Raw genomic sequence first — 23,507 nt, forward strand, 5'->3', positions numbered from 1 at the left:
GGCTAATATAGTGATCGCAGTTATTTAATTATCAGTGTAAAGCCAATATATGGAGCTGACTCGCTAAGTTCCAATCGTTTTTAGCGATATTAAGTATCGGCACTTTCTATCATGCTGTTATTTAGTGGAAAAATAGTTGACGCTGAGGTTCTATACGATTATCAACTAAATAAAGCGTTTCAATAAAAAGACAAAAAAGAAGCGCATACGCCAGCCAGACACCGCAGAGCCAACGCCTGAATAGGCGAGGTGATGCATCATGGAACGGTAAGGTAAGCCAGTGCATCGGCGCCTGTGCAGGATCCTAGAAAATGTATGTAAAAATGCTGGTTAGGCAAGATTATGCTCGATTTTAAAGAACTCGAAGCGTTTGTGTGGGCAGTCCGGTTCGGCTCCTTTCGTAAGGCGGCAGTGCGCTTACATATTACTCAGCCCTCTGTATCTGAGCGTATATCACGCTTGGAAACGACGGTGGGAGAGCTGCTGCTTGAGCGCTCGGCCCGGCCAATTCAGCCTACTATGCGCGGTCGGGAGTTCTTCTTGCACGCAGAGCGCATGTTGGAACAGCGCGATGAAGCGCTGAAGCTATTTGATAGTGAAGAAGCGTTTTCAGCACCGCTAAGGCTCGGCACAATTGAAACTATTGTTCACAGCTGGTTTCCGGTATTTATGCAGCGCCTTACCGAGCGCTACCCCAAGCTGATGATTGAACTCACCGTTGACTACTCGCCTGCGCTGAATGATCGGCTGATGAGTAACGAGCTGGATATTTTATTAGCGATGAATGGCTACTTATCGCCAGAGCATATTGAGTACGACACGCTAAGCCCTTATGAGATGGGTATGTTTGTAGCTCCTCGTCACGCCGAGATGCTCAGTGAACGTCCTCATGCGTGGTGCCGCACGCTACCCTTTATCTCCTTTGGTAAATTAGCCAGGCCTTATGAAGAGCTTGTCCGCTATTTGGCCGACCAAGGCCTGAAGCAGCCGCGTATTCATAGCGTTAGTACGTTAATGACGATAGTACGGTTAACCATCGAAGGGTTGGGTATAGGTGCACTACCCGTGGCCACGGTGCTGGATGAGTGGCGACGAGGGGAGTTATACCGCATCGCGCTGCCCAAGCCTTTGCCGCCAATGAACTATGATGTGATATGGCGCAGCGCCAGCCATCCACGCTTTTGCCGCAGCGTAGGACGCCTAGCCCAGGAGTGTGCCACCCAGTATGCAAGCGCTAGGCACGCGGAAATGGCAACGTCGCATTTTACTGGGCTCTGGGTGCCGCCCAACGCCTCCGTTTTTACCCCCGAAGCAACACCTCCATTAATATGAATAAGAGGACTTATCCCATGCGTACACGCATTTTTACTCCGCTACTTCTCGCCACTGCCTGTAGTCTCGCTGCCACGGCACATGCCGCCCAGTGGACAATGGCGACTCCCTACGGCGATGCCAGCTTCCATACCCAAAACACCAAGCAGTTTGCAGAGGATGTGGCGGAAGCGACCAATGGTGAGCTGACCATTACGGTTCACAGCGGTGGTTCGCTAGTCTCCCATGGTGAAATTAAGCCATCGGTACGCCGGGGCACGATTGATGCGGGAGAGGTGTTCCTTTCGGTGCTCTCTAACGATGATCCGATTTTTGAAGTTGACACGTTGCCGGGCGTGGCGGGTAGTTACGAAGAGGCCTACGCCTTATGGGAAGCCACTAAGCCAATGATTACCGAGCTATTCGCTTATGAAGGATTGGTTCCTTTATACGCCGTTGCTTGGCCTGCCCAGGGCATTTACACCGCTAAGCCGCTAACAGACCCCGCGCAGTTTGAAGGCTTACGCGTTCGAGCGCCGAACATCAATACCCAGCGCTTCGTGAATAACCTGGGCGGCAGCCCAACTGAAACCGAAGAGTCTGACATCCCCACGGCATTTAGCACTGGCCGCGTAGACGCCATGATTACGTCAAGCGCGACCGGCAACGCCATGGCTGCCTGGGATTATGTATCCGACTACACCGACGCCAACCTGTGGCTGCCCAAAAATATTGTGTTCATGAGTCAGCGTAGCTTTGACCGTTTAGATGAAGCTGCACAAGACGCTTTGCTGGAAGCAGCCGCACGGGCAGAAGAGCGTGGCTGGCAGATGAGCCGGGACAACAATGACACCAGTATAGCGGCGCTCATTGACAATGGCGTCACGGTTTCTGAACCGAATGAAACCGTTGCCGATGCGTTACGAGCCGCTGGCGAAGAGCTGTTCGCCGACTGGGAAGCGCGTGCTGATGACGAGGCCAAGCAAGCGTTAGAAGCCTACCGCGAGCAGCTTTCGAACTAAGCCGTTAGTGACGTTAAAGAGGCGGCGTTTTGCCGTCTCTTCCATCTACGCGCTCTAAGAGGCTACGAACATGACGTTTAAATTCGACAAACTCTACCGCCTTGGTGCTTGGGGTGCTGCGGCATGTATGGTCGCTATCTGTGCGCTAATTGCACTTCAAGTCACCTTTCGCCTGATTGACGCGCTGCTGATTTTGGTAGGGCTAGGCCGCTTGGGCCTTAGCATCACGGGTGTGTCAGAAATGGCTGCCTACTTACTGGTCGGTGCTACCTTTCTTGGGCTTGCCTACACTTTCGTACATCACGCGCACATTCGCGTGACGCTGTTGATTTCGCGGTTGCCATCGGCCATTCGTGTGTGGTTTGAAGTATTTGGCTTGATTGTGGCCCTAACCATCGGCCTGCTGCTCGGTTACGGCTTGATTGAGCTGGCGCGAGAGAGCATTCAGTACAACGATGTCTCATCGGGCTTTTTATCGATTCCACTATGGATTCCCCAAACTGTTCTGGCGACCAGCGTAGGGCTACTGTGCTTGGCGCTTGCTGAAGCCCTGTTTATGGCGCTGCGTATCGCCGCTCGTGACCCCTCTAGCTTTCGTGAGGCTACAGCAATTGATGACAGCGAGACGCACTAAGCCTGAGGCTTCTACCCTGGAGAATCTGCCGTGTTACTACTAAGTTTAGCGACTGTTTTTACCCTGGTACTGCTTCTGGGCAGTGGGGTGTGGATCGCCATCGCACTGATGGGGACTGCCTGGATTGCGCTGGAGTTTTTTAGCCCCTTTTCACCGGGTCCAATTTTAGCCTCCGATTTTTGGGGCGCAAGCTACGGCTGGGATCTAACCGCGCTGCCGATGTTCATCTGGATGGGTGAGATACTGTTTCGTTCTGGGCTTGCTGACAATATGTTCCGGGGGCTCTCCCCTTGGCTGAACCGGTTGCCGGGGCGCTTGCTACATACCAATATTATCGGCAGCGGTATGTTTGCAGCCGTGTGTGGTTCGTCAGCGGCAACCTGCGCTACGGTGGGCAAAATGACCTTGCCAGAGCTTGAGCGCAGAGGTTACGACAGCAATATGGCGATTGGTACGTTAGCCAGTGCCTCTACCCTGGGGCTGTTGATTCCCCCCTCTATCGTGTTGATTGTTTACGGCGTGGTCACTGAGCAGTCTATTTCGCGCTTGTTCATGGCAGGTATCGGGCCGGGTCTGATGATCCTTGCCATGTTTATGACGTACCTGGTTCTCTGGGCATTATTGAAGGGTAACCGAAACGGCTTAACCGGCGCTGATGAATCAAGCATGAGCTTTGCTGAAAAGCTGCGCAATACTTGGGCGTTGTTACCTATTTTGCTGCTAATTGGCGGGATCATCGTATCGATTTATGGGGGGCTTGCGTCACCTACGGAAGCGGCGGCGGTGGGCGTTGTGCTATCCATGGTGATTGCCCGGTTTAACGGTCACTTTAACCGCGAGATCTTTACCAGCTCGCTATTTGCCGCCGTGCGCACCGCCTGCATGATTGGATTTATTATTGCCGGGGCCTCGTTTCTCACCTCCGCCATGGGCTTTACCCAGGTGCCCATGCAGCTGGCGCGCACCATCGGTGAGATGGGGCTTTCGCCGACCATGCTGCTGATAGCGTTAACGCTGTTACTGCTAATCATGGGCTGCTTTCTTGACGGTATTTCTCTGATCTTGCTGGTTACCGCGATTATTATGCCAGTGGTGAGTGCGGCTGGGTTTGATCTGATCTGGTTCGGTATTTACCTGGTGATCGTCGTGGAAATGTCGCAGATAACGCCCCCCGTAGGGTTTAATCTGTTTGTTATCCAGGGGTTAACGGGTAAAGATATTTTTACGATTACCAAAGCGACGCTGCCTTTCTTCCTGCTCATGGCGCTGGCGATTGCGCTAATGCACGTCTTTCCGGAGATTGCGCTCTATCTACCCCAGGCAATGAACCGTTAGCCGTTAGGGATGCTCACTCCCCACCATAGGTAGCAATGCCGCCCCGGCCAGAGCGTTTGATGAAGTACATGCTCTGGTCGGCGGCATCTATTAGTTCGCGTTCATTACCAAAGTCGCCATCACATAAGCAGGCCACGCCGATGGAGGCCGACACATAAATCGGTTGTTGGTCAACGTTGGTCATTGGATGCTCTTGGAGGTGCTGGGTAATGCGTTGTGAAAAAAGCTTGGCCGAGTGGGCCGTCTCGTCGGGCAGGATAATTAAAAACTCCTCACCGCCGTATCGCCCGGCTAAATCACCCGTGCGAATCAGTGATGCCAGTGTGTGGCCGAAGTGCTCAAGTACTTGGTCGCCGATGCGGTGGCCATATCGGTCGTTGAGCGTTTTAAAGTGATCAAGGTCGATAAATACCACTGACATGGTTCGATTATTTTCTTGGCAAAATACAAAGCGCTCCCGTAATTGCTCCTCTAGCCAAGCGCGATTGGCTAGCTGGGTTAATGGGTCGAGACGGCTCTGTTTTTCAAGCGTTGCGTAGTGATGGTGCAAGCTTTCTAAGCGCTGGGTCTGTTCATCAAGCCGGGCGCTAAGGGTAAGCGTGTGCTGAAAAAGCAGTTGCTGAGCTTCAATGAGCAGTGCATGACTATCCATGTCAATGGGCTGAGCAAGCTGTAGCGTCTCAGCGGCTATCGCTAAGTCTTCCTGCAAGCGGTGCAACAAGTTGTCGAGCGTCAGCAGGGGGGCGCTTTCCATCACTGAGAGCTTGCGTAGCAGGGTGGCAAATGCACTGACCGGCTCTTCTGACAGCCAGGCATCGGCAATTGGCCCAGACAAACGTACACATAGCGTTTCCAACTGATCCGTTAAAAAGCCATCGTGGCTTTGGTAAATCGCATCCACGAGGGAGGTGGGCATGCCCCATTTAGCCGCTAGCCAAGCGCCTACCAAAGTGTGGTCGCAACCAAACTGTTGCCGTTCAGCGCGAGCTATTTGCTGGTGGGGCAACTCACTATTAGCGTAGAGCTTTTCCACTTTCTGAGGATAAGCTGCCTGCAGCGCTAAGATGCCAATATCCTGCAACAAGGCTGCAGTAAATGCACTGCCCCTATGTTCAGGGCAAAGCTGGTGGGCTAAGCGACTTGCCACAATGGCTGAAGTGATGGTGCGCTGCCAAATGCGAACTTGGGTTTTGTTCCCTTGGACGTGGCGCAGCAGGCTAAAGCTCAAAACAGTGGCTAGGGTGGCATCAAGCCCCAGGCGTTGGGTGGCTTCAAAGCTGGTATCGACAGGTTGTTGGCTGGAGCGAATAAACTGCGCGCTATTCGCCACCGCTATGAGTCGTGCGGTTAACGCCGGATCGTACTCAATTGCCTGCGCATAATCATGCAGAGTGGCATCCTGTGTGCGGGCAATCTCTAATATTTTTAACGCCACTGCTGGTAACGTTGGCAGGCTTGAGCACTTTAAAAGTGCCTGACTGACTAAACAGGGAAGCTCGTCAGTAAGCGCTGTGTAGCGTGTTTTATCCACTGCTGAAAGGCTTGTCATGTTTTCTCCCGTTGCACTCATCAGCGTGGCGGCGAGCACCAAGGTATGTTCTTTGCCTTTAATCATATACCCATGATGAGTCATCGTCCTCATTTGTGAGCATTGCAAAGTCGTAAAGTTGCTGTTTATCCTTAGTAATTCGTTGTGCTCTATCGATACAGCGTATATTGCTTAGCGGCTTCAAAATAATAAGGCGAGTGCGATATGCACAAACGTAATGATGCGGCGGACACCTTCCGCCAGCTAGCGGAAGGGTTATCGCTAAGCGGTACGCCTGAATTTTTTAAGGCGCTGGTGGGGCTGCTGGCCCATCTGTTGCGCGTCGATCACGTCCTGATTGCGGCTGTCACTGAAGAGCGTATAGCAGACACCTTGGCTGTTTGGTCGGCGGGGGAGCTGCAAGCCAACTTTACCTACCCGCTGCTGGGTACGCCCTGCGAAACGGTGGTGGGGCGCGAGACCTGCCTATATCCTTGCGACGTCCAGTCGCGCTTTCCTAAAGATGAACTGCTGGGTCAGCTAGGGGCCGAGAGCTATTTGGGAGTGCCGCTATTTGCATCAGACGGCTCTGCCATCGGCTTGCTCGCCATCTTGCATAATCGACCAATGCAAGTTGAAGCCGTTGAAAACGACATTATTCGTATTGCGGCAGCCCAAGCGGGGACAGAGCTGGGGCGCCGCCAAGCAGAGGATGCTTTGCGGGGCAGTGAGTTAATGTCTCGGGAGAGCGAAAGGCGCTTAAATACGCTGCTTAATCATCTGCCAGGTATGGCTTACCGCTGTTTAAATGATAGTGATTGGACCATTCAGCTGGCAAGCCAGGGAGCCGAGGCGTTGATTGGCTACCGGCCAGATGAACTGGAGGACAGCCGTTTAGTGAGTTTCGCCTCCCTTGTTCACCCAGAGGATAAGCCGCGCCTTAAGCAAGAAGTAGAAGCGTCAATTCGTCAGCGGCGCCCTTATCAAATTGTGTATCGCAATCGCCACCGTAACGGCGATTACCGCTGGGTGTGGGAGCAGGGGCAAGCGGTATTTGATGATCTGGGTGAGGTTGCCTGCTTAGAAGGCTTTATTACGGATGTTACCGACCAGCAAGAGGCCCAGCGCGTGCAGAGCGCCGTGGTTCAGGTGGCCTCTACGGTCACGTCTCGGGCGGGCGATGGTTACTTTCAGCAGTTGATTGCCACGCTGGTGGAGCTGTTAGAAGCAGATGCAGGGTTTATCGGGCAGCTCAACCATCCTATTGATGTGGGGGGTAACGATACAGCGGCCATAGAAGCGCAGCTCAGGCAGGCAACCATGAGTACCGTTAGTCTGACAGCGTCGCATACAGCGCTAGATAATTTGACGTTTATGCTGTCAGGAACGCCAGCCGCACGAGTTGTCGCAGAGCAAGAAAGCGTGGTGCATCACGTTGATACCTTCAACTTCCCCGGCGTACCGTTACACGCTAAAGCCTGGATAGGGCGTCGACTTGATAACGCCCGTGGAGAGGCGATTGGGGTCATGATGGTGTTCTACCGGAAGCCCTTAACGACGAATGCATTTGCGCGGTCGGTGCTGCAGATTCTCTCCACAGGTGCCGCCGCTGAATTAGAGCGTCGTCGCGACCACCGACACATGCATCGCCTTGCTTATACCGATGGCATCACGGGGTTGCCCAACCGCATCCGCTTTATGGAGCTGCTCGCGAGCATGAGCGAAGAGGCGCTGGCGTTAGGGCACTCCCTTTCACTGCTGTTGGTGGATATTCGCCGCTTCAAAGAGATCAACGACCTGCATGGGCATTACGTAGGGGACCAGCTGTTAGCCACGGTGGCTGGGCGTATACAGAACTACGAACTCCCCCAGCGAGCGGTTGCACGGCTATCGGGAGACGAGTTTGCCTTACTGCTACCGCTGGCCGATGAGGCGCGGGTATTGGAAACCGTCAAGGAGTTAGGCGTTGTCATTAAGCAGCCTATTCAGCTAGATCATCGCGTGTTTAATCTCGATGTGAGTATCGGGTTTGCCCGCTACCCGAATAATGTGCCGGACGTGGGAGAATTGTTTAACGCCGCCAGCATCGCCCTGCATCATGCCAAAAGGGGCGAATCCACTCACTGCCCCTATACCCACGCCATGCGCCATGCCTTAGAACGCCGGCAATGGATGACTGAGCGGCTCCATCTCGCCATCCTAGAGGGGCGGTTAGAACTCTATTTTCAGCCTCAGGTTGACCTCGCCAGCCACACGTTAACAGGTGCCGAGGCACTCTGCCGTTGGCACGATGCTGAGTGGGGGTGGGTAAGCCCAGGAGAGTTTATTCCGTTGGCAGAAGAGCGAGGGTTAATTTGCATGCTGGGCGACTGGGTGCTGGAAGAGGCCGCCCGCCAGCTCTCTCATTGGCAAGCTTGCGATACGCCACTACCGGGCAGGTTGTCGATCAATATGTCGGCTCAGCAGTTTGCTGACCCCCAATTGACGACGCATGTGGGCGAGCTAACCGCCAGCGTAGCGCCAAGTGCCATTGCTCTCGAACTCACTGAAAGCGATTTTATGCGTGACCCCGATCAAGCGGTCATCATTACCCAAGCCATGCGTCAGGCGGGCTACGCGCTGTTTATTGATGATTTTGGCACCGGCTACTCATCGCTTGCCTATTTACGCCGGTTTGCCGCTGATGCGCTAAAAATCGACATCTCCTTCGTTCGTGACATGCTTGATAACCATCACGACCGAGCCATCGTACAAACCATCATTGCTATGGCCGATAACCTGGAAATGAAAACCTTGGCCGAAGGAGTAGAAAGCGCCGCCCAAGCCGAGCTGTTAGCGAAGATGGGCTGCAACCAAGCCCAGGGTTACTGGTTTGGCCACCCGCTTTCTGCCGATGAGTTTGCCGCGAAGTGGTTAGCTTCTTAAGCCGTTTGAACAGCAACAAGGGCAGCAACACTCCTTTCCAGTACTGGCGTCATCGTCCTGTCATCATCCTTGGCATACCCTACGCGCCGCCGAACTCGCGAAAAAGGAGTGCCTTATGCGCCTTGCTCTGTTTGATCTTGATGACACCCTCCTGGATGGAGACTGCAGCGACCGCTGGAATTTATGGATGATAGAGCAAGGTTGGATTAGCGATGCAGAGACCTTTATGGCGGCGCTTAGACTGGCGAGCGGCCGAGTTCGCCTTGACTGACGGCGCATGCTGAATGGCCTGCCAAATTAAGTTTTATGCCCACCAATATGGCGGCTCGGATACTAAGCGGTAAAGCAGCGCTTCAGTGCCGCGTCTCGAACGCCACGCGAACGCCGTAAGCCATGCGTTGTTGAGCGGTAACGGGCGGGGTTTCGTTGCCAACCATCTCATCAGTGGCATCTGCCCAGGTGAGTACACCGTGGGTAAAGCCGAGCGGCGCCAGTGCGCGGCTGACCCATTGTGTGCCGCTAAAACGCTTGGTTTCACCCTGCGCATCGACCAGTAAACCAACCGAGTCACTGTAATGCAGCCGTACGATATACCAGCCCATATCAAGACCATGCAGCTCTACGTCGGGAAGCGGCGCAGAAGATTGTAGGCTTTTTGAAAGCTGAGAGAGTTCTTCAAGGGTCAGATGTGGGGGCAGCGTTGACGACATGACTTAGCCTCAATAACGGGAAGTATTGTACGTTTAAGTATAAGTTCTGGTTTGTTTTTGTACAGCTATTTTTGGAACCTTTGACTCGTGCCTTTTCTTCGTTGGCATCAGTAATTCGGTGGATACGAGAGCCTCTCAAGTGCGATGCCGCCTTTGTGCTAATCTTTGAAGAGCGAAACCAACTGTCTAATTAGCGACTGCGTAACGTGAGCTATTTGTAAGTAACGTAAAAGCGAGTACTTTTCGTAAGTGGTATAGCGTTGCAACGCTAAACGCTGTACTAGTCAGCCGGTAGGCAAAGGCGTGCCTCCGTTTATCCATTATTGTTGCGGAACAACGAAGCGCAGCATGAAGGTGATTCATTGGACGAAAACACTATGCTGAAACCATTACACCACTCAACCGCCTCAAATGAGTCAAGCAACCAAGCGATTGCTGTGTTGAGCGGTAAGCCCACTAAACGCGGCATTCGTATATTGGATGTTAGCGCGGAGTACGCCCACTTCTGGGGCGGTGAACGCGACGAATGGCTTGGCGCGTTACCTAAAATTGTTCGCCGTGAAGTGAAGAATCAGCAGTTACTGGACCAGCTTGGCGGTGCCTTAATGAAAGGCGAGCTGCGTACGGGAGACTCTCTTTCAGGCGTCGATCAGAGTGAGGGTAATTTCTCTTCTGGTGTGGCGTCTGCTTTTATTGAATGGCGTATCACAGCGATGGAAATGCCCGGTTATGCTGAAAAAGTCTTGGTTTTGACACAGCGCGATATCTCTAAGCGGGTTGAAAAAGAAGCCGAGCTAAAGCGTTTAGCGACCACGGATATGCTCACGGGGCTAATTAATCGAGCGCACTTTGATTATTTGATGAAGCACGAAATTGGCCGCTTGAACCGCTATATACGTCCTTTTTCACTGATTATGTTGGATGTTGACTATTTTAAGTCGGTTAACGACAGCCTAGGACACGATGTGGGTGACCAAGTGTTGGCAACGCTTTCCAAGCTGTTAGAAGAGAACCTACGTGAGTCGGACTACTGTGCCCGCTGGGGAGGCGAGGAGTTTATGATTCTCGCCCCTGAAACTGCGCTAGCCCAGGCCGTAAAATTGGCCGATAAAGTTCGTCAGCGTATCCGTTGTAGCCATTTTCCTGGCGCTGGCAGTGTGACGGTCAGTATGGGTGTTGTTGAAGTGACTCCCCATGAGACGCAACAAAGCGTGATGAAACGCGTTGATAACGCTCTGTATCGCGCCAAAGAGAAAGGGCGGGATCGTGTGGAGTTTTAATCTTAGTACTCAGCCAGCAAAGATAAAGGGGCCCGCAGGCCCCTTTCTAAATCGCTTAGCGCAACGCGACGGACGCCGCCTGAGACGTATCCACCGCATCCGCTAGCATTTCGGCGGTGATGGCAGAAAGCGTCCAGCCTAGATGGCCGTGGCCGGTGTTGTAGAACACTGTAGGTAGTTTGCCGGGGCCAACTTTAGGCAGCATGTTGGGCATCATCGGGCGCAAGCCCGCCCAAGGTACTACCCGCTGGGTGCTCACACCCGGGAAGCACTCTTCTACCCAGCGAATGAGCGGCTGAATACGGTCGTTGCGAATGTCGCGGTTTGCGCCGTTAAATTCAGCGGTACCGGCGATGCGGAAGCGGTCGTCACCCAGGCGGCTGGTGACCAGTTTGGTTTCGTCATCCAGCAGGCTGACGGTGGGAGCGGCCTGTTGTGAGGCTTCATCATCCAGCTGTACGGTGATGGAGTAGCCTTTAACCGGGTAAATGTTCACTCGGTCGCCCAGCTTCGCGGCAATGGCGCGGCTGCCTACGCCGGCGCATACCACAACGCTGTCAAAGCTTTGGCGGATGGTTTCGTCATCCACAGCCGCCGTTACCCAGGCACCGTTTTCATCCGCGCCGATATCCGTGATCTGGTGGCCGTAATTAAGCGTTACGCCGCGCTTTGCCGCCGCTTGGGCGAGACCGTTGGTGTACTTGTGGATGTCGCCCGTGGCGTCGCTCTCAGTAAAAAAGCCGCCGTAGTAGCTGCCCGCAAGCGTAGGTTCAATGGCCCGCATCTCATCGGGGGTGACTGCCCGGCGTTCTAGCCCGCCTTTGCTCAGCAGTTGCGATACCTTGGCGGCGTGGTCGTAGCCCGCTTTATCGCGGTAAATATGCAGAATGCCTTTCTGCTTTACATCAAAGTCGATCTGCTCGTCTTTCGCCCACTGAAATAGGTGCTCTCGGGCAGCAATGGCTAACCGGGTGGTTTCCGTGGTGTTGTCGGCATAGCGGGGAATGGCGGCGATAAATTCTGCAAACCAGCTTAGTTTATGCCAGCTAGGGCGAGGGTTGACCAGCAGTGGCGCGTCGTTTTTCAACATCCAACGCATACCTTTAATCACTGTTGGCCAGTGGTTCCACACTTCCGCGTTCGAGGCCGATAGCTGCCCGCCGTTAGCAAAAGAGGTTTCCATCGCCGCGTAGCGGTGTTTTTCAAAGACGGTGACATCAAAGCCACGTTTAGCGAGGGCATAGGCGCTGGTAATACCGGTAATGCCACCGCCGATAATTGCAATGCGTTGCATGAAGTTCTCCACAGATTGTATGAGCGTCGGGCGATACCCCCAGCAGCGTGTTTGCTAGGCGTACCCCTTCCGTCATGGAACCTGAGAGATTCACGCATCAAGTGAGGCGCTTGCTCCTTCGGTGGGCTGAGTGACGCAGTCATCAACCGCTCTTCGGAACGTACTGGTAATGATGTTTGCCGTCGCGGTCCGTTGGCCTGAGAGTTTCCGGGGTCGTTGCTCCTTCGGCGCTGGTGTCGGACACCAGTCTCTCCCGCGATAGCAGAGTAAGACGTTTTAACGCGTTAAAGGTTGCATGGGAATAAGGCTAACGTCGTAGAGGGCGGGCAGCATTGCTTTGCCAGGGGGGATATTTTGGTCGAAAATGCCCCACACCTTAGAGCAATGGACGAGACGCATGCAGGTAAACGGATTTTTTAGTGAAGCGGGACAAATCATTGGCGATATCATTCGCGCGGTCGTCGAGTTTTTACTGGCAATATTTACCAATTTCTTCGGCGCGCTTGAAGACTTTGTCGATGGGCTGAGCCGATCACTGGGTATCAACGCCTCATTTTTCAGTCTTCTTGTGCTAGTGATCGGCCTTTGGCTGTTGTGGCGCGGGGTTCGTGCGCTGCTGCGAGGCGCCTTGCTAGGCGCCATTGTGTGTATTGTGCTGGGCTTGGTTATCCTGTCGTGGTTGATGGTGTAGCTGCCCGACCGCCTAGCCATGCTTGGGCAATACCGCTGGCAAGCACCAGCGAGCACCCGGCCAATTGAAGCGGCGTGAGTGCTTCACCAAACAGGCTCCAGCCAAAGATCACCACGGCCACCGGCTCACAGTAGGCTAACGTACCGTAAAGGGCGGTAGGCAGCCGGTTAATGGCCATAACCGCGCACAACAGCGCTAAAAAGCCCGGTACGAAGCCCGCCGCCAATAGCCACGGCCACTGCCAGGTAGCGGCGGTTAGCCCGTCGGGCTGCCATAGGGCAAACGGAAGAATCGCCAGCGCTCCAACCAACAGTTGCCAAAAGGCGCAGGTGCGGTCATCTAAGTGACGGGGTAAACGGCGGTTGGTGAGGATAAAGCCGCTGTAGGCCAGCATAGCCGCAAGGCCAAACCCCATCCCAATCACGTCTTGGCGGTCTTCTAGGTTAAGGCGGAACTCCTGCATCATGGCAAACCCAAACAGTGCCAAACCGATGAAGCTCACCTGTTGAGGCGTCAGGCGTTCGGCAAACAGCGTATGCGCGACCACGGCGGCAAAAATCGGTGCGAGATACACCATCAAAATAGCGTTAGCCATTTGGGTGTAGTTCATGGCCTGCACGTAAAACAGAATAAATGCCGCTAAGAACAGCCCGCTAAGCACCACGTGACGCCCCGGCAGCGCTTTAAGCGATACGTGGCGCTTTGTCAGGACCAAGTAAATAAGTAAAAACGCAGCCCCTAGGCCCAGGCGATAAAAGGTAATGCTTTCGGCACTTAGTTCGGTAATACGTGAAATAACGCCAATGGTCGCCATGCCCACGGCAGCGACGACGGCAAGCACTAAACTCGAAGGAGCGATGCTGGGTGTGCTAGGGGAGAGTACGGCATGACGGGTCATCGCTTATGTATCCTGTCGGCAAGGCTAAAGACGTGCTCATCGTCGATGCACAAGTCGCGCAGCGCCTGCGCTAAGTTCAACAAGTAGGCTTTATTCGAGCCGCTCGGGCCGTGGGCGTGGGCAATTTGGTGGGCGATATCTTCCAGCGGCGCATCGCCTAAAAAAGCAGGGTTATCTTCAGTGGCTAAGTAAATTAACCCCTCGGTTTGCGTTTTACTCTTCTGCGCTTCTCCACGCTCCCCTAGAAACGTGAGCGGCACTTTTTCACGCAGGTAGCCGTTTTTCTCCCGCACATCCAGCGGTGCCAGTACGTCGGGGGTAATGCGGTATGCCATGCCATGACACAGGGCGCCTTGAGCGCGGATTAGCGTAGCAACCCGCCCTGGTGCTTCCGGCGTGCCACGGTGGTCGTGGGAGCCTTGCCAAAAGCGCCGCGCCCAGCCGGCGATATAGGCGGGTCTGCGCTCCAAGTACTCGAAATCAGCTTTCCAGATCAGCGAGCCGTAACCAAAAAGCCATATATCCTCATGGCCATCGAAGAAGTTTCTTTGCTGGTTTAAAACAGTGGTATCAAGCAACATAAGCTATTTACATTTATGACCAAAGTGGCTGCACGCGCATGGCGTTAACGGTTGTTCATCATCCGGGTTATACGATTGATTTACCAGCCAACCATCCTTTCCCCATGGAGAAATTCAGGTTGCTGCGCCAGCTGCTGGGCGAACAGTCGCTGGCGTGCCCCATTGAGTGGCTAACACCTGAGCCTGCACCCATTAATACCCTTGCCCGGGTGCATACCCGTGACTATCTGAATGCTTTTTTACAGGGCCGTTTGGCGCGTGCTGCCGAGCGGCGCAGTGGGTTTGCATGGTCGGAGGCGCTAGTGGAGCGTGTGCGTCTAGAAACCGGCGGTACCCTGCTAACGTTAGAAGCGGCACTTACCTCCGGGCTCGCCTGTAATTCAGCAGGGGGAACGCATCACGCCCATGCCGATGCCGCCAGCGGTTATTGCCTGATTAATGACCTGGCTGTGGCCGCCGCTCATGCCTTGGCGCTAGGCTGGGTCGAGCGGGTGCTTATCGTTGACTGCGATGTTCATCAAGGGGATGGCACCGCTCGGCTATTTGCTAATGTGCCCGGCGTGTTTACCTTTTCCATGCACGCCGCGCGTAATTTCCCAGCGCGCAAAGCCACCAGCGATTTGGACGTTGCGCTGCCTACTGGAATGGGCGATGACGCCTACCTCGCCGAGCTTGCGTCATGGTTGCCGGGAATCCTGGCAGCTTATCAGCCTGATGCAGTGCTGTATGACGCGGGGGTTGATGTCCATCAAGATGATCGCCTGGGCTATCTAGCATTAAGCAACCAGGGGCTGTATGCCCGCGACCACTATGTGCTTAGCTGCTGCCATGACGCGGATATTCCCGTGGCGGCGGTGATCGGCGGCGGCTATGACCGGGATATTCTCGCGCTGGCAGGGCGCCACGCCCAGTTGCACCGTGCGGCAGCGGATGTGCTGACGTTTAACGCCTAAATTCAGAATTTATAGGAAACCTAATGCGCGCTATTTTTCTGGTTGATAACGGCTCTTTACGGCCCCAGGCAACCCATAACCTACGCCGCGTGGCCCTGGAGCTCAGCCACCAGCTGGGCGAAACCGTGCAGGCGGCCTCACTGCTGCACTCCAATAAGATTCCTCCTGAAGAGGTCGACGGCATCCCTGCGATTACCCTTGGCCCAGCCGCCGAACGCAGCGCTGAGCAGGGGGCGACAGAGATTATTGTGCTGCCGTTCTTCTTTGGGCCAAGCAAAGCGCTGACCGGCTACCTGCCAGAGCGCATGGCCGCGCTACAGGCGCGTTTTCCCGAGGTGAGCGTTCGCGTAGCCCAGCCGCTGGTAGATGAGCGAGGTAATAACGACCTGCGTTTAGCCAAGCTATTGGCCGATAACGTGCGCGAAAAACTGCAGGCGGGCACAACGCCACAGGTGGCGCTGGTGGATCACGGCAGCCCGATTCCAGAAGTCACCGCCGTGCGCAATCGTTTGGCTGGGCAGTTAAGCGTGCTACTGGCAGATGAAGTGAGCTGTGTCGCGGCAGCATCCATGGAGCGCCGTGAAGGTGACGAATACCGCTTTAACGAGCCGTTGTTGGAGCATTTGCTGGATACGCCGGAATTCCAATCTGACCCGGTCATCTTAGCGATGCTGTTTCTATCGCCTGGGCGTCATGCGGGTGAAGGCGGCGACATCGCTGAGATTTGCGCCGCCGCTGAACAGCGCCATCCAGGGTTGACTGTAACCACGACCGCGCTGGTTGGCGAGCATCCTGACATTGTTGAGATACTGCACACACGGCTGTGCCAAGCGCTTGATGGTGAACGCTTTCTGCTTGAACTGCCGGCTACGCGAGACAATGCACGCTAGGGGGGAGGTGTAACACTGCTCAAAGGCGCGTAGAATCGCGAGCCTTTGAATGCGCAATTACACTGTTAACCAGGGCCCACATCTTGATCGCAACCGCCAATATCACTATGCAGTTTGGGGCCAAGCCCCTGTTTGAAAATGTCTCCGTCAAATTTAATAACGGCAATCGCTACGGTTTGATTGGCGCCAATGGTTGCGGTAAGTCCACCTTTATGAAGATTTTGGGTGGGGAGCTTGAGCCTTCTTCCGGGCAGGTCATGCTGGATAGCAGCACGCGCTTGGGTAAGCTGCGCCAGGATCAGTTCGCCTATGAGAACGAGCGGGTGATTGATACCGTGATTATGGGCAACACTGAGCTGTGGAAAGTGGCTGCTGAACGCGAGCGCATTTACTCCCTGGCAGAAATGAGCGAAGCCGACGGAATGGCAGTGGCTGACCTGGAAGTGCGCTTTGCCGAGCTTGACGGCTACACCGCCGAGTCCCGCGCGGGGGAACTGCTGCTGGGGCTTGGGATTCCCATCGAACAGCATACCGGCCCGATGAGCGAAGTCTCTCCCGGCTGGAAGCTGCGCGTGCTGCTGGCCCAGGCGCTATTTTCCGACCCAGATGTACTGCTGCTTGACGAGCCCACCAACCACCTGGATATCAACACGATTCGCTGGCTGGAAGACATTCTCAAAGCGCGTAGCAGCACCATGGTGATCATCTCCCACGACCGCCACTTCCTGAACAGCGTGTGCACGCACATGGCGGATCTGGATTACGGGGAAATTACCCTGTTCCCAGGCAACTACGACGACTACATGACCGCGGCCACCGCTGCCCGCGAGCGCCAACACTCGGATAATGCCAAGAAAAAAGCCCAAATTGCCGAGCTTCAACAGTTTGTTAGCCGCTTCTCGGCCAACGCCTCCAAAGCCAAACAGGCCACTTCACGGGCGCGCCAGATCGACAAAATCAAGCTGGAAGATATCAAGCCGTCCAGCCGAGTTAGTCCGTTTATCCGCTTTGAACAGAATAAAAAGATTCACCGCAATGCAGTGAATGTTGATGCGATTACCAAAGGCTACGACGATGAGAAGCCGCTTTTCGAGCGTTTCTCGATGACCGTCGAAGCGGGCGAGCGCATTGCGATTATCGGCCCCAACGGCATAGGTAAAACCACCCTGCTGAAAACCCTGGCGGGTGATTTACACCCTGATGCTGGTGAAGTGAAGTGGACCGACGCCGCTGAGGTTGGCATGTTTGGTCAAGACCACACCGACGACTTTCCTGTCGATGCCACGCTTTTTGAGTGGATGAGCCAGTGGACCAAAGGCGGCGAGCAGGTGGTGCGCGGTGCGTTGGGCCGGATGCTGTTCTCCAGCGATGACATTGGTAAATCTGTGAAGGTGATTTCCGGTGGCGAGCAGGGGCGGATGCTGTTTGGCAAGCTAACGCTCACTAACCCCAACGTGCTGTTAATGGATGAGCCAACCAACCACCTGGATATGGAATCTATCGAAGCGCTGAACCTAGCGCTGGAAAACTACCCAGGCACGCTGATATTTGTCAGCCACGACCGGGAGTTTGTCTCAAGCCTCGCAACCCGGATTATTGATATGCAGCCTGAGGGGCTTGTCGACTTCAGCGGTAGCTATGACGACTACCTGCGTAGCCAGGGTGTGGTTTAAAGCATTAGCCAATGATCTGTGTATAGGTAGACTCGGTGGCCGGCTCTCGGTCGGCATCGAGCATGTCGCCACTGAAGGTTTCGTTCATCTCTTTAGCCAGCGCTACATAAACGTGCATCTGCTGATTGCGGCGTTTATGCAGCGGCGGCTTCACCAGTAAGCTAACGCCGCGAATCGGCTCGTGGGTCTCGCCACCGAGTAAGTCGGGCATATCCCCGGGGGGAAAGGCGTTGGCTACGGTAACAGGGTTAGAGGGCTGCTGGCCGTCGATTAAAAACACCTTTTTGATGGCGTCAAAGCGAGCGTTCTTACTCCGCAGCCACTCGGTTAAGCGCGCATCGGTGGTGGAATCGGGCTGGGAAAAAATGACGAACAACGAGTGCTGCTTTACCTTTTTTGCCTGTTTTGGCGCTGGGGGCGCTTCGGGCTCCTGCGCTGGCTCTGCAGGGGGCGGCGTTGGCGCCACAGGTGTTGCCGCCGCTGCTTTCTCTTTGGCGCGGCGGCGTCTTGGTACCACGATATACACGAAAATAGCGGCTGCCAACATGCCTAATATCAGCGAGGCAAACGCGAGCAAAACAGGCAGGGAAGTATCGTCCATTCGCTTGAACCCTTATTGTTTGGCACTTAGGCCTTATTTAATCTCAAGATGGATGTGTTAAGTGCTAATGCAAGCGCCACCCATAACCAGTAAGGCACCATCAGCCAAGCGGCTAATGCACTTACATTAATGAATAACCCAATCGTTAGCGTAATTAAACCCAGCAGTAGAGCAATATCCACTAATGCTGCACCCATCTGCTTACGGCCAAAAAATAGCCACGACCACGCCGCATTAGCCACTAGCTGCAGGCCATATACCACAAGGCCTGCCGTGCGTAGTGGCGACGCATCGGCCATATAAACACGCCAAACGGCTATCGCCATTAATAAATACAGGATGCCCCACGCAATAGGGAAAACGATGTCAGGCGGTGTCCAGCTGGGTTTACGTAGCTCGCGGTACCAGCCATCAGGACGAAAGCGTGCGCCGGTGGTGGCCGTGGCGCCTACCAGCAGCAGCGATACCAATAATGCGAACAGCGAACCTAACATGCTTTACCCTACTGTAAAATTCAAGAATCAATAGCCTAGCAGCGTTTTAAAGCGTTTTGGCATAAAAGTGTTGAGATAAAAAAAGCACCACCGAAGTGATGCTTATTTTGCTAAATACTTAGCCTTTTAACGTTAACTTACCTTTTAACGTTAGCTTAGCTGATGCGGTCGTAGCCGTTATCCATAAAAGGGTAGTCGGTGTAACCTTTTTCGTTGCCACCATAGAAGGTTTCATGGTTTGGCTTGGTAAGCGGCGCGTTAACCCGAAAGCGTTCAGCTAAATCCGGGTTGGCAATATAGGGGCGGCCAAAGGCCACGGCATCCGTGGTGTTATGGGGCTTATCGGCAGTATTCAGGCCTCGGCGGTCGCCATCTCCAGCGCCTCAAGCCAAATCTCATCAGGCAACATTGACCTTTCCCAGCGTACTGAGCAGCAGGCTTCAAGCCTTCAAGAAACTGCCGCCAGTATGGAGCAGGTGGCCGCGACGGTAAAAAATAATACCCAGCACACCGGCGAAGCGAACCAGCTAGCGCATACGGCCAGCCGTTCGGCGAGCTACGGCGGCGAAAAAGTCAAAGAAGCCGTTAATAAAATGGATGAACTCAACCACAGTTCGGAAAAAATTAGCGGTATCGTCTCGCTAATCGACGGGATTGCGTTCCAAACCAACATTCTTGCTCTCAATGCGTCAGTCGAAGCTGCCCGTGCGGGGGAGCAAGGGCGTGGCTTTGCTGTCGTGGCCCAAGAAGTCAGGAGCCTGGCACAGCGCAGCGCCGATGCGGCCAAGCAAATTCAAGGCCTGATTGCCGAGAATAACAGTGTGGTTGAGCAGGGCAGTGACCTAGTGAAAGCCGTTGGTGATTCAATGGCACAGATAGTGACGAACATCGGCAAGGTGTCGGATCTTATGGAGGACGTTAGCCGGGCATCCGACGAGCAGACCTCCGCCATTGATCAAATGAGCATTGCGATTAACCAGATGGACGATGTTACTCAGCAGAACGCGTCGCTGGTAGAGCAGACCGCTACCGCATCGGCCTCCCTGGGAGACCAAGCCCGGGATCTTGCAAGCGCGGTTGCCTTCTTCAAAGTGGTTGACGGCCAGCAGCTTCTCTCTACACCGCAGAGCCTCTCATCTCCGCAAGAAGAGCGCGCGCTATTCGCCGCCGAGCATACGCATTCCCAGAAGAAGCCCGTAAAAAGGGCCGAGGCAGCAGTGGATGAGTGGGAGATGTTCTAGCGTTTTGCCATTAGCGCCGCAGCCAAGGCCAGCGGCGCTTGGCGGGCGTGTTGGTTTGCTCGATAGCGTTGGTCAGCGGAAGCATAATAGCGCCCAGTTGGCGATAACAAACGGTGCTGCTGAGTACACCTGGGCACTGTTTGAGAAGTAAATCGCACTGTTGCGAGGCGATATAAAGCTGCTCGGTAACGGAGGGCGTAAACAGCGGGTTGGCGTGCTCGCAGCAGCGGGTCAACTCCCGAGACAGCATCGAAAGCATACTGGTATCCAGCCAGCAGGGCAGCGGGTCATCTAGACGCCCCGCAATCGAATGCTGAATGGCTTCGAAAGAGGTTCGCAAAAAAAGCAGTGTTTGACGAAGCTGGCGCTGCTCACTGGTCATGTAATTTCCCTTTACCTCAACGACTCTTTATCTACCAAGGTGCGGGTTATAGAGAGTGTTTCTCATTTTCATTTATAGTAACGATAGCGCCACTCCATGGCACTGTCAATTGCGGGCCGTTATACCTGTGTGTGCCGGTGCTTTGATGCAGTTGTCAACGATGCTTGAGTCGCGTTACTCACACTCTCTTCAAGGTGGAAGCGTTCCAGTAGGGCTGTTAATTCAGCGGCTTGCGCATTTAACGATTGGCTGGCCGCTGAGGCCTGTTCTACGAGCGCAGCATTTTGCTGGGTCACTTCTTCGAGTTGATTAACGGCTTGATTAATCTGATCGATGCCACTGGACTGCTCGCTTGCGGCCGTGGAGATTTCACCAACAAACTCTGTGACGCGTTTAACACTTTGCGCAATGCTTAATAAGTGTTGCCCCGCGTCAGCAACCAAGCTTTCACCCTCGTCCACTTTCACGGCGCTATTGTTGACCACTTCGCGAATTTGGCTTGCCTCATCAGCGCAGCGCTTAGCCAGCTTTCTCACTTCATCGGCAACGACCGCAAATCCACGCCCATGTTCACCTGCACGGGCCGCTTCGACGGATGCATTTAAGGCCAGCAGGTTGGTTTGAAATGCAATGGCGTCAATAGACTCCACTATCGTCACAACCTGTAGATTGGCTTGTTTAATCGCCTGCATCGCATGGCTGGCTTGTTCGCCCACTTGGTTAGCCGTGAGTGTTTGTTCATCCAGGGCAAGCGTTAGTTCGTTTGCCTGGTGTGCATAGTCAGCCGTTTGGCGAACGGCTGCGCTCATTTGCTCGATACTGGATGCGGTTTCAACAAGTGAAGAGGACTGCTCTTCAGTACGGCTGGCAAGGTCATCATTGCCTTGGGCAATCTCGTTACTGGCCGTGTTGACTGAGTCCGCCGTGCCTTTTATATCCGCCATCATTTGGCGCAGATTACGCTGCATTTCAGCGATGTGGGCGAGCAGGCTAGTGGTGTCGCCCGTTTTGACGGGCACCGCTGTCGTTAGGTCTCCCGCTACAACGCGCTTAACAATATTGGTGGCGATTTGTGGGTCACCGCCCAGTGTGTTCACTACTGAGCGTACTACCCATAAACTAAACAGCAAGGCACACACGACAATAGCACTGGTGGTAGCGACGAGAAGCCAAAACACCCTATTTACGTTAGCCAATGCTTGTTGCTCAGAGATTTCCACAACCAGCCCCCAATCTAGCCTTGGCAGGTAGGTATAGCTGCCAATAACGGCACTGTCTGTGGCATCGTTATATTGGCCAACACCAGATTCCCCATTCGCAATAGCATTAGCAGCCTGTGTGTCGAGGGTAATATCTTGCCCATTCAAACCGGCAATGGGGGTCACTGGAGTGCCGTCGCTGGCGAGTAGGTAAGTATTGGCATTATTCCCTTGCGACATGCGGGTCATGCGCTCAAACAGTACATCTAGCCTTACGGCAGCCCTTACCACGCCAACAACATTATCATTGATATCAAATACGGGTGCGACAACGTTGCTAACCTGGTTGCCTGTAGCGCGTGATACCAATGGCTGAGAAAACACCATTTCACCTTGGATGGCCTGCCGAAACCATGCGCGGTCTGCTACGTCGAATTGAGCTGCTTGCTCAGGCGTAAGAACCTGAGCGCCATTGTCATAACTCACGCCAGAAACACCTATTCCGTCTACGCCCACAAAAAATATTGTGTCATAGAATCCATCTTGTGCCGCCATCTGCGCGATGAGGTGGTCAATCTGCGTTACGTCTACGGAGCGCACAGCATCAAGGCTAGCGATATAGCGCATATCATCTTGCCGAGCATTAAGCCACTGAGTGAAAGATTCACTCATCATTTGCCCAGTGCCTTGGAGCCGCTCTACGGTAGCTTGAGTGTACGCGTGGCGATACTGCAAATAGACGAGGCTTGCCACAACGGTGACAGATAGCAGTACCAGCCCAATGATCAAGCTGGTTAACCGGGTGCGAAAGCTGATGCGGCGGTTAGGTTGCTGCGTTGTCGTGTTAGAAAATCCGTTTTCTGAGTTCGCTGTATTGCCTTCGGCAAAGTCAGTTGAGCGTGTTGTCATTATAGGTGCTCCTACTCAGTCAGTAGACCGCTATTAGCGAAATAGCGCTTGGTATATTTCTAGCTCCCTGTGCGTATGTGGTAGATATCGGCGCATCGTGATGACAACTTTACCTGAGATCAGCCAGTCTGTTTCAACGCCTGCAAAACGGACCCACTTGATAAAAGCGTCGACACTGAAACTCTGCTTCACAGCTATTGAGCTGCGTTTGATAACGGTTTGCCCGTGCGGCCACTTGGCTGCCTGAGCGTAAAACGTGGGATTTATTGCGATAGGTGCCCCGCTGGTAGCCGCCTGCTCCCTCATGATAGGCGTAGTAAAGGTGCTCAGGATTACTCAGTGAAATGCCCGTTTGGGCGCGGGTGCGGGAGTTGTACCAGCCGATAAAGTCGGTGGCATGTTTCATATGGGTGCGCCGTGCAAAGGTGCTGCCTGCTTGGTCACGGTATTCGCCCCAAACAGGATCTTGCGCTTGGGCATAGCCTCTGGCGGAAGACGGCCGAGGGCCAGGAATGAAGCCTAGGTAGCGCTTTCGGTCTGGGCGCACGTGGCTTCGAAACGATGATTCTTGCTGAATAAACGAAATTTGCGTTGCAATGGGTGTGCCCCACTTCTCTTGGGAGTCTCGGGCGTAGTCGTACCAACTAGGCTGCTCGCGGAATATCTCGCAGATATTGCTTTGATCCTGCGGCGGGTTAGGTGCAAGCGTGGCGCAGCCTGAAAGAAACATCACAAGGCCTAGGATTACCCATAGTCGCCACGTTGTGGGCATAGACGGGGAGCGCGTATCAAAACGATCAACAGGGCAGTACATGGAAAATCCTTGTGGATAAGTATTTCAGAAAAATTTATATAAGCACATTCTTATTAGAAGGTTATTCTGGGCAAGTAATTATGCCAAGTTCTTATAAATAAGTTCTTATGAATAAGCTTTTATGAATAAATTTACATCAATA

Annotated in this window: 22 protein-coding genes, 1 pseudogene and 2 riboswitches; of the genes and pseudogenes, 12 read left to right on the forward strand and 11 right to left on the reverse strand. The window is 54.0% G+C overall.

Features of this window, described 5'->3' with window-relative positions:
* Nucleotides 1-342: 342 nt before the first annotated feature.
* The 4 genes from MOY_RS09055 (at nucleotide 343) to MOY_RS09070 (ending at nucleotide 4,302) form a co-directional block, all read left to right on the forward strand.
* Entirely contained in the window at nucleotides 343-1,332 is a 990-nt protein-coding gene (locus MOY_RS09055; RefSeq protein WP_009098901.1) for a LysR family transcriptional regulator, read from the forward strand.
* Nucleotides 1,333-1,349: 17 nt separating this feature from the next.
* Nucleotides 1,350-2,333 carry a TRAP transporter substrate-binding protein gene (locus MOY_RS09060; RefSeq protein WP_009098902.1) on the forward strand — a complete coding sequence of 328 codons (984 nt, stop codon included), beginning with the start codon at nucleotides 1,350-1,352 and terminating at the stop codon, nucleotides 2,331-2,333.
* A gap of 70 nt (nucleotides 2,334-2,403) precedes the next feature.
* The gene (locus MOY_RS09065) at nucleotides 2,404-2,967 is read left to right on the forward strand and encodes a TRAP transporter small permease (protein WP_009098903.1); all 564 of its coding nucleotides are present in this window, start codon (nucleotides 2,404-2,406) and stop codon (nucleotides 2,965-2,967) included.
* Nucleotides 2,968-2,997: 30 nt separating this feature from the next.
* Entirely contained in the window at nucleotides 2,998-4,302 is a 1,305-nt protein-coding gene (locus tag MOY_RS09070) for a TRAP transporter large permease (RefSeq protein ID WP_009098904.1), read from the forward strand.
* A gap of 13 nt (nucleotides 4,303-4,315) precedes the next feature.
* Here MOY_RS09070 and MOY_RS09075 read toward each other — a convergent pair whose 3' ends face one another.
* Nucleotides 4,316-5,935, reverse strand: a complete 1,620-nt coding sequence (locus MOY_RS09075) for a sensor domain-containing diguanylate cyclase (RefSeq protein WP_235803686.1) — start codon at nucleotides 5,933-5,935, stop codon at nucleotides 4,316-4,318.
* A 120-nt stretch (nucleotides 5,936-6,055) separates the two neighbouring features.
* On the opposite strand from MOY_RS09075, the gene MOY_RS09080 reads away from it, so the two are divergent.
* Nucleotides 6,056-8,755, forward strand: coding sequence for a bifunctional diguanylate cyclase/phosphodiesterase (locus MOY_RS09080; protein ID WP_009098906.1), 2,700 nt, complete (start codon nucleotides 6,056-6,058; stop codon nucleotides 8,753-8,755).
* Between the two features lie 115 nt (nucleotides 8,756-8,870).
* A complete protein-coding gene (locus MOY_RS16945; RefSeq protein WP_009098907.1) occupies nucleotides 8,871-9,026 on the forward strand; it encodes a hypothetical protein in 156 nt (51 codons plus the stop codon).
* 82 nt (nucleotides 9,027-9,108) lie between these two features.
* Here MOY_RS16945 and MOY_RS09085 read toward each other — a convergent pair whose 3' ends face one another.
* Nucleotides 9,109-9,465 (reverse strand): DUF6482 family protein, encoded by a 357-nt coding sequence (locus MOY_RS09085; protein ID WP_009098908.1) that lies wholly within the window; start codon nucleotides 9,463-9,465, stop codon nucleotides 9,109-9,111.
* Nucleotides 9,466-9,842: 377 nt separating this feature from the next.
* Here MOY_RS09085 and MOY_RS09090 point away from each other — a divergent pair, with 377 nt between their 5' ends.
* Nucleotides 9,843-10,745, forward strand: coding sequence for a GGDEF domain-containing protein (locus MOY_RS09090; protein WP_009098909.1), 903 nt, complete (start codon nucleotides 9,843-9,845; stop codon nucleotides 10,743-10,745).
* 55 nt (nucleotides 10,746-10,800) lie between these two features.
* On the opposite strand, the gene MOY_RS09095 is transcribed toward MOY_RS09090, so the two are convergent.
* Complete coding sequence (locus MOY_RS09095; protein ID WP_009098910.1) at nucleotides 10,801-12,039, reverse strand: D-amino acid dehydrogenase; 1,239 nt, start codon at nucleotides 12,037-12,039, stop codon at nucleotides 10,801-10,803.
* A 59-nt stretch (nucleotides 12,040-12,098) separates the two neighbouring features.
* Nucleotides 12,099-12,206: riboswitch (glycine riboswitch) on the reverse strand.
* Nucleotides 12,207-12,214: 8 nt separating this feature from the next.
* Nucleotides 12,215-12,305, reverse strand: a riboswitch (glycine riboswitch).
* A gap of 131 nt (nucleotides 12,306-12,436) precedes the next feature.
* Here MOY_RS09095 and MOY_RS09100 point away from each other — a divergent pair.
* Complete coding sequence (locus MOY_RS09100; protein ID WP_009098911.1) at nucleotides 12,437-12,730, forward strand: hypothetical protein; 294 nt, start codon at nucleotides 12,437-12,439, stop codon at nucleotides 12,728-12,730.
* On the opposite strand, the gene MOY_RS09105 is transcribed toward MOY_RS09100, so the two are convergent.
* Nucleotides 12,705-13,628, reverse strand: a complete 924-nt coding sequence (locus MOY_RS09105) for a DMT family transporter (RefSeq protein ID WP_009098912.1) — start codon at nucleotides 13,626-13,628, stop codon at nucleotides 12,705-12,707. The two genes, MOY_RS09100 and MOY_RS09105, sit on opposite strands and share 26 nt — an antisense overlap.
* Entirely contained in the window at nucleotides 13,625-14,209 is a 585-nt protein-coding gene (locus MOY_RS09110) for a gamma-glutamylcyclotransferase (protein WP_009098913.1), read from the reverse strand. The genes MOY_RS09105 and MOY_RS09110 overlap by 4 nt, the downstream gene beginning before the upstream one ends.
* Before the next feature lie 38 nt (nucleotides 14,210-14,247).
* Here MOY_RS09110 and MOY_RS09115 point away from each other — a divergent pair, with 38 nt between their 5' ends.
* From MOY_RS09115 to MOY_RS09125, 3 genes are all read left to right on the forward strand, one after another.
* On the forward strand, nucleotides 14,248-15,162 hold the full coding sequence (locus MOY_RS09115; protein ID WP_009098914.1) for a histone deacetylase family protein: 915 nt from the start codon (nucleotides 14,248-14,250) through the stop codon (nucleotides 15,160-15,162).
* A 23-nt stretch (nucleotides 15,163-15,185) separates the two neighbouring features.
* Nucleotides 15,186-16,052 carry a sirohydrochlorin chelatase gene (locus MOY_RS09120; RefSeq protein WP_009098915.1) on the forward strand — a complete coding sequence of 289 codons (867 nt, stop codon included), beginning with the start codon at nucleotides 15,186-15,188 and terminating at the stop codon, nucleotides 16,050-16,052.
* 83 nt (nucleotides 16,053-16,135) lie between these two features.
* A complete protein-coding gene (locus MOY_RS09125) occupies nucleotides 16,136-17,725 on the forward strand; it encodes an ABC-F family ATPase (protein WP_009098916.1) in 1,590 nt (529 codons plus the stop codon).
* Between the two features lie 4 nt (nucleotides 17,726-17,729).
* On the opposite strand, the gene MOY_RS09130 is transcribed toward MOY_RS09125, so the two are convergent.
* The 3 genes and pseudogenes from MOY_RS09130 to MOY_RS16950 form a co-directional block, all read right to left on the reverse strand.
* Nucleotides 17,730-18,326, reverse strand: coding sequence for a cell division protein ZipA C-terminal FtsZ-binding domain-containing protein (locus tag MOY_RS09130; protein ID WP_009098917.1), 597 nt, complete (start codon nucleotides 18,324-18,326; stop codon nucleotides 17,730-17,732).
* Nucleotides 18,327-18,352: 26 nt separating this feature from the next.
* Complete coding sequence (locus MOY_RS09135) at nucleotides 18,353-18,820, reverse strand: TspO/MBR family protein (RefSeq protein WP_009098918.1); 468 nt, start codon at nucleotides 18,818-18,820, stop codon at nucleotides 18,353-18,355.
* 155 nt (nucleotides 18,821-18,975) lie between these two features.
* A pseudogene (locus MOY_RS16950) lies at nucleotides 18,976-19,149 on the reverse strand (alkene reductase); the annotation flags it as partial.
* Between the two features lie 3 nt (nucleotides 19,150-19,152).
* Between MOY_RS16950 and MOY_RS09140 the strand changes: the two are divergent.
* Nucleotides 19,153-20,061, forward strand: a complete 909-nt coding sequence (locus MOY_RS09140; protein WP_009098920.1) for a methyl-accepting chemotaxis protein — start codon at nucleotides 19,153-19,155, stop codon at nucleotides 20,059-20,061.
* A gap of 10 nt (nucleotides 20,062-20,071) precedes the next feature.
* Here MOY_RS09140 and MOY_RS09145 read toward each other — a convergent pair whose 3' ends face one another.
* The 3 genes from MOY_RS09145 to MOY_RS09155 form a co-directional block, all read right to left on the reverse strand.
* Nucleotides 20,072-20,443: a hypothetical protein gene (locus MOY_RS09145; protein WP_009098921.1), complete on the reverse strand. Its 372-nt coding sequence runs from the start codon at nucleotides 20,441-20,443 to the stop codon at nucleotides 20,072-20,074.
* A gap of 119 nt (nucleotides 20,444-20,562) precedes the next feature.
* The gene (locus MOY_RS09150; RefSeq protein ID WP_009098922.1) at nucleotides 20,563-22,551 is read right to left on the reverse strand and encodes a methyl-accepting chemotaxis protein; all 1,989 of its coding nucleotides are present in this window, start codon (nucleotides 22,549-22,551) and stop codon (nucleotides 20,563-20,565) included.
* Nucleotides 22,552-22,684: 133 nt separating this feature from the next.
* The gene (locus tag MOY_RS09155; RefSeq protein ID WP_009098923.1) at nucleotides 22,685-23,365 is read right to left on the reverse strand and encodes a transglycosylase SLT domain-containing protein; all 681 of its coding nucleotides are present in this window, start codon (nucleotides 23,363-23,365) and stop codon (nucleotides 22,685-22,687) included.
* Nucleotides 23,366-23,507: the final 142 nt, after the last annotated feature.

Origin of the sequence: Halomonas sp. GFAJ-1, assembly GCF_000236625.2 — a bacterium.
Classification (GTDB): domain Bacteria; phylum Pseudomonadota; class Gammaproteobacteria; order Pseudomonadales; family Halomonadaceae; genus Vreelandella.

Bases quoted from the DNA above. Each gene is read 5' to 3' on its own strand.
- MOY_RS09055 (WP_009098901.1), top strand. From the start codon at position 343: ATGCTCGATTTTAAAGAACTCGAAGCGTTTGTGTGGGCAGTCCGGTTC.
- MOY_RS09060 (WP_009098902.1), top strand. From the start codon at position 1,350: ATGCGTACACGCATTTTTACTCCGCTACTTCTCGCCACTGCCTGTAGT.
- MOY_RS09065 (WP_009098903.1), top strand. From the start codon at position 2,404: ATGACGTTTAAATTCGACAAACTCTACCGCCTTGGTGCTTGGGGTGCT.
- MOY_RS09075 (WP_235803686.1), bottom strand. From the start codon at position 5,935: ATGACTCATCATGGGTATATGATTAAAGGCAAAGAACATACCTTGGTG.
- MOY_RS09080 (WP_009098906.1), top strand. From the start codon at position 6,056: ATGCACAAACGTAATGATGCGGCGGACACCTTCCGCCAGCTAGCGGAA.
- MOY_RS16945 (WP_009098907.1), top strand. From the start codon at position 8,871: ATGCGCCTTGCTCTGTTTGATCTTGATGACACCCTCCTGGATGGAGAC.
- MOY_RS09085 (WP_009098908.1), bottom strand. From the start codon at position 9,465: ATGTCGTCAACGCTGCCCCCACATCTGACCCTTGAAGAACTCTCTCAG.
- MOY_RS09090 (WP_009098909.1), top strand. From the start codon at position 9,843: ATGCTGAAACCATTACACCACTCAACCGCCTCAAATGAGTCAAGCAAC.
- MOY_RS09095 (WP_009098910.1), bottom strand. From the start codon at position 12,039: ATGCAACGCATTGCAATTATCGGCGGTGGCATTACCGGTATTACCAGC.
- MOY_RS09100 (WP_009098911.1), top strand. From the start codon at position 12,437: ATGCAGGTAAACGGATTTTTTAGTGAAGCGGGACAAATCATTGGCGAT.
- MOY_RS09105 (WP_009098912.1), bottom strand. From the start codon at position 13,628: ATGACCCGTCATGCCGTACTCTCCCCTAGCACACCCAGCATCGCTCCT.
- MOY_RS09110 (WP_009098913.1), bottom strand. From the start codon at position 14,209: ATGTTGCTTGATACCACTGTTTTAAACCAGCAAAGAAACTTCTTCGAT.
- MOY_RS09115 (WP_009098914.1), top strand. From the start codon at position 14,248: ATGGCGTTAACGGTTGTTCATCATCCGGGTTATACGATTGATTTACCA.
- MOY_RS09120 (WP_009098915.1), top strand. From the start codon at position 15,186: ATGCGCGCTATTTTTCTGGTTGATAACGGCTCTTTACGGCCCCAGGCA.
- MOY_RS09130 (WP_009098917.1), bottom strand. From the start codon at position 18,326: ATGGACGATACTTCCCTGCCTGTTTTGCTCGCGTTTGCCTCGCTGATA.
- MOY_RS09135 (WP_009098918.1), bottom strand. From the start codon at position 18,820: ATGTTAGGTTCGCTGTTCGCATTATTGGTATCGCTGCTGCTGGTAGGC.
- MOY_RS09140 (WP_009098920.1), top strand. From the start codon at position 19,153: ATGGGGCTTATCGGCAGTATTCAGGCCTCGGCGGTCGCCATCTCCAGC.
- MOY_RS09145 (WP_009098921.1), bottom strand. From the start codon at position 20,443: ATGACCAGTGAGCAGCGCCAGCTTCGTCAAACACTGCTTTTTTTGCGA.
- MOY_RS09150 (WP_009098922.1), bottom strand. From the start codon at position 22,551: ATGACAACACGCTCAACTGACTTTGCCGAAGGCAATACAGCGAACTCA.
- MOY_RS09155 (WP_009098923.1), bottom strand. From the start codon at position 23,365: ATGTACTGCCCTGTTGATCGTTTTGATACGCGCTCCCCGTCTATGCCC.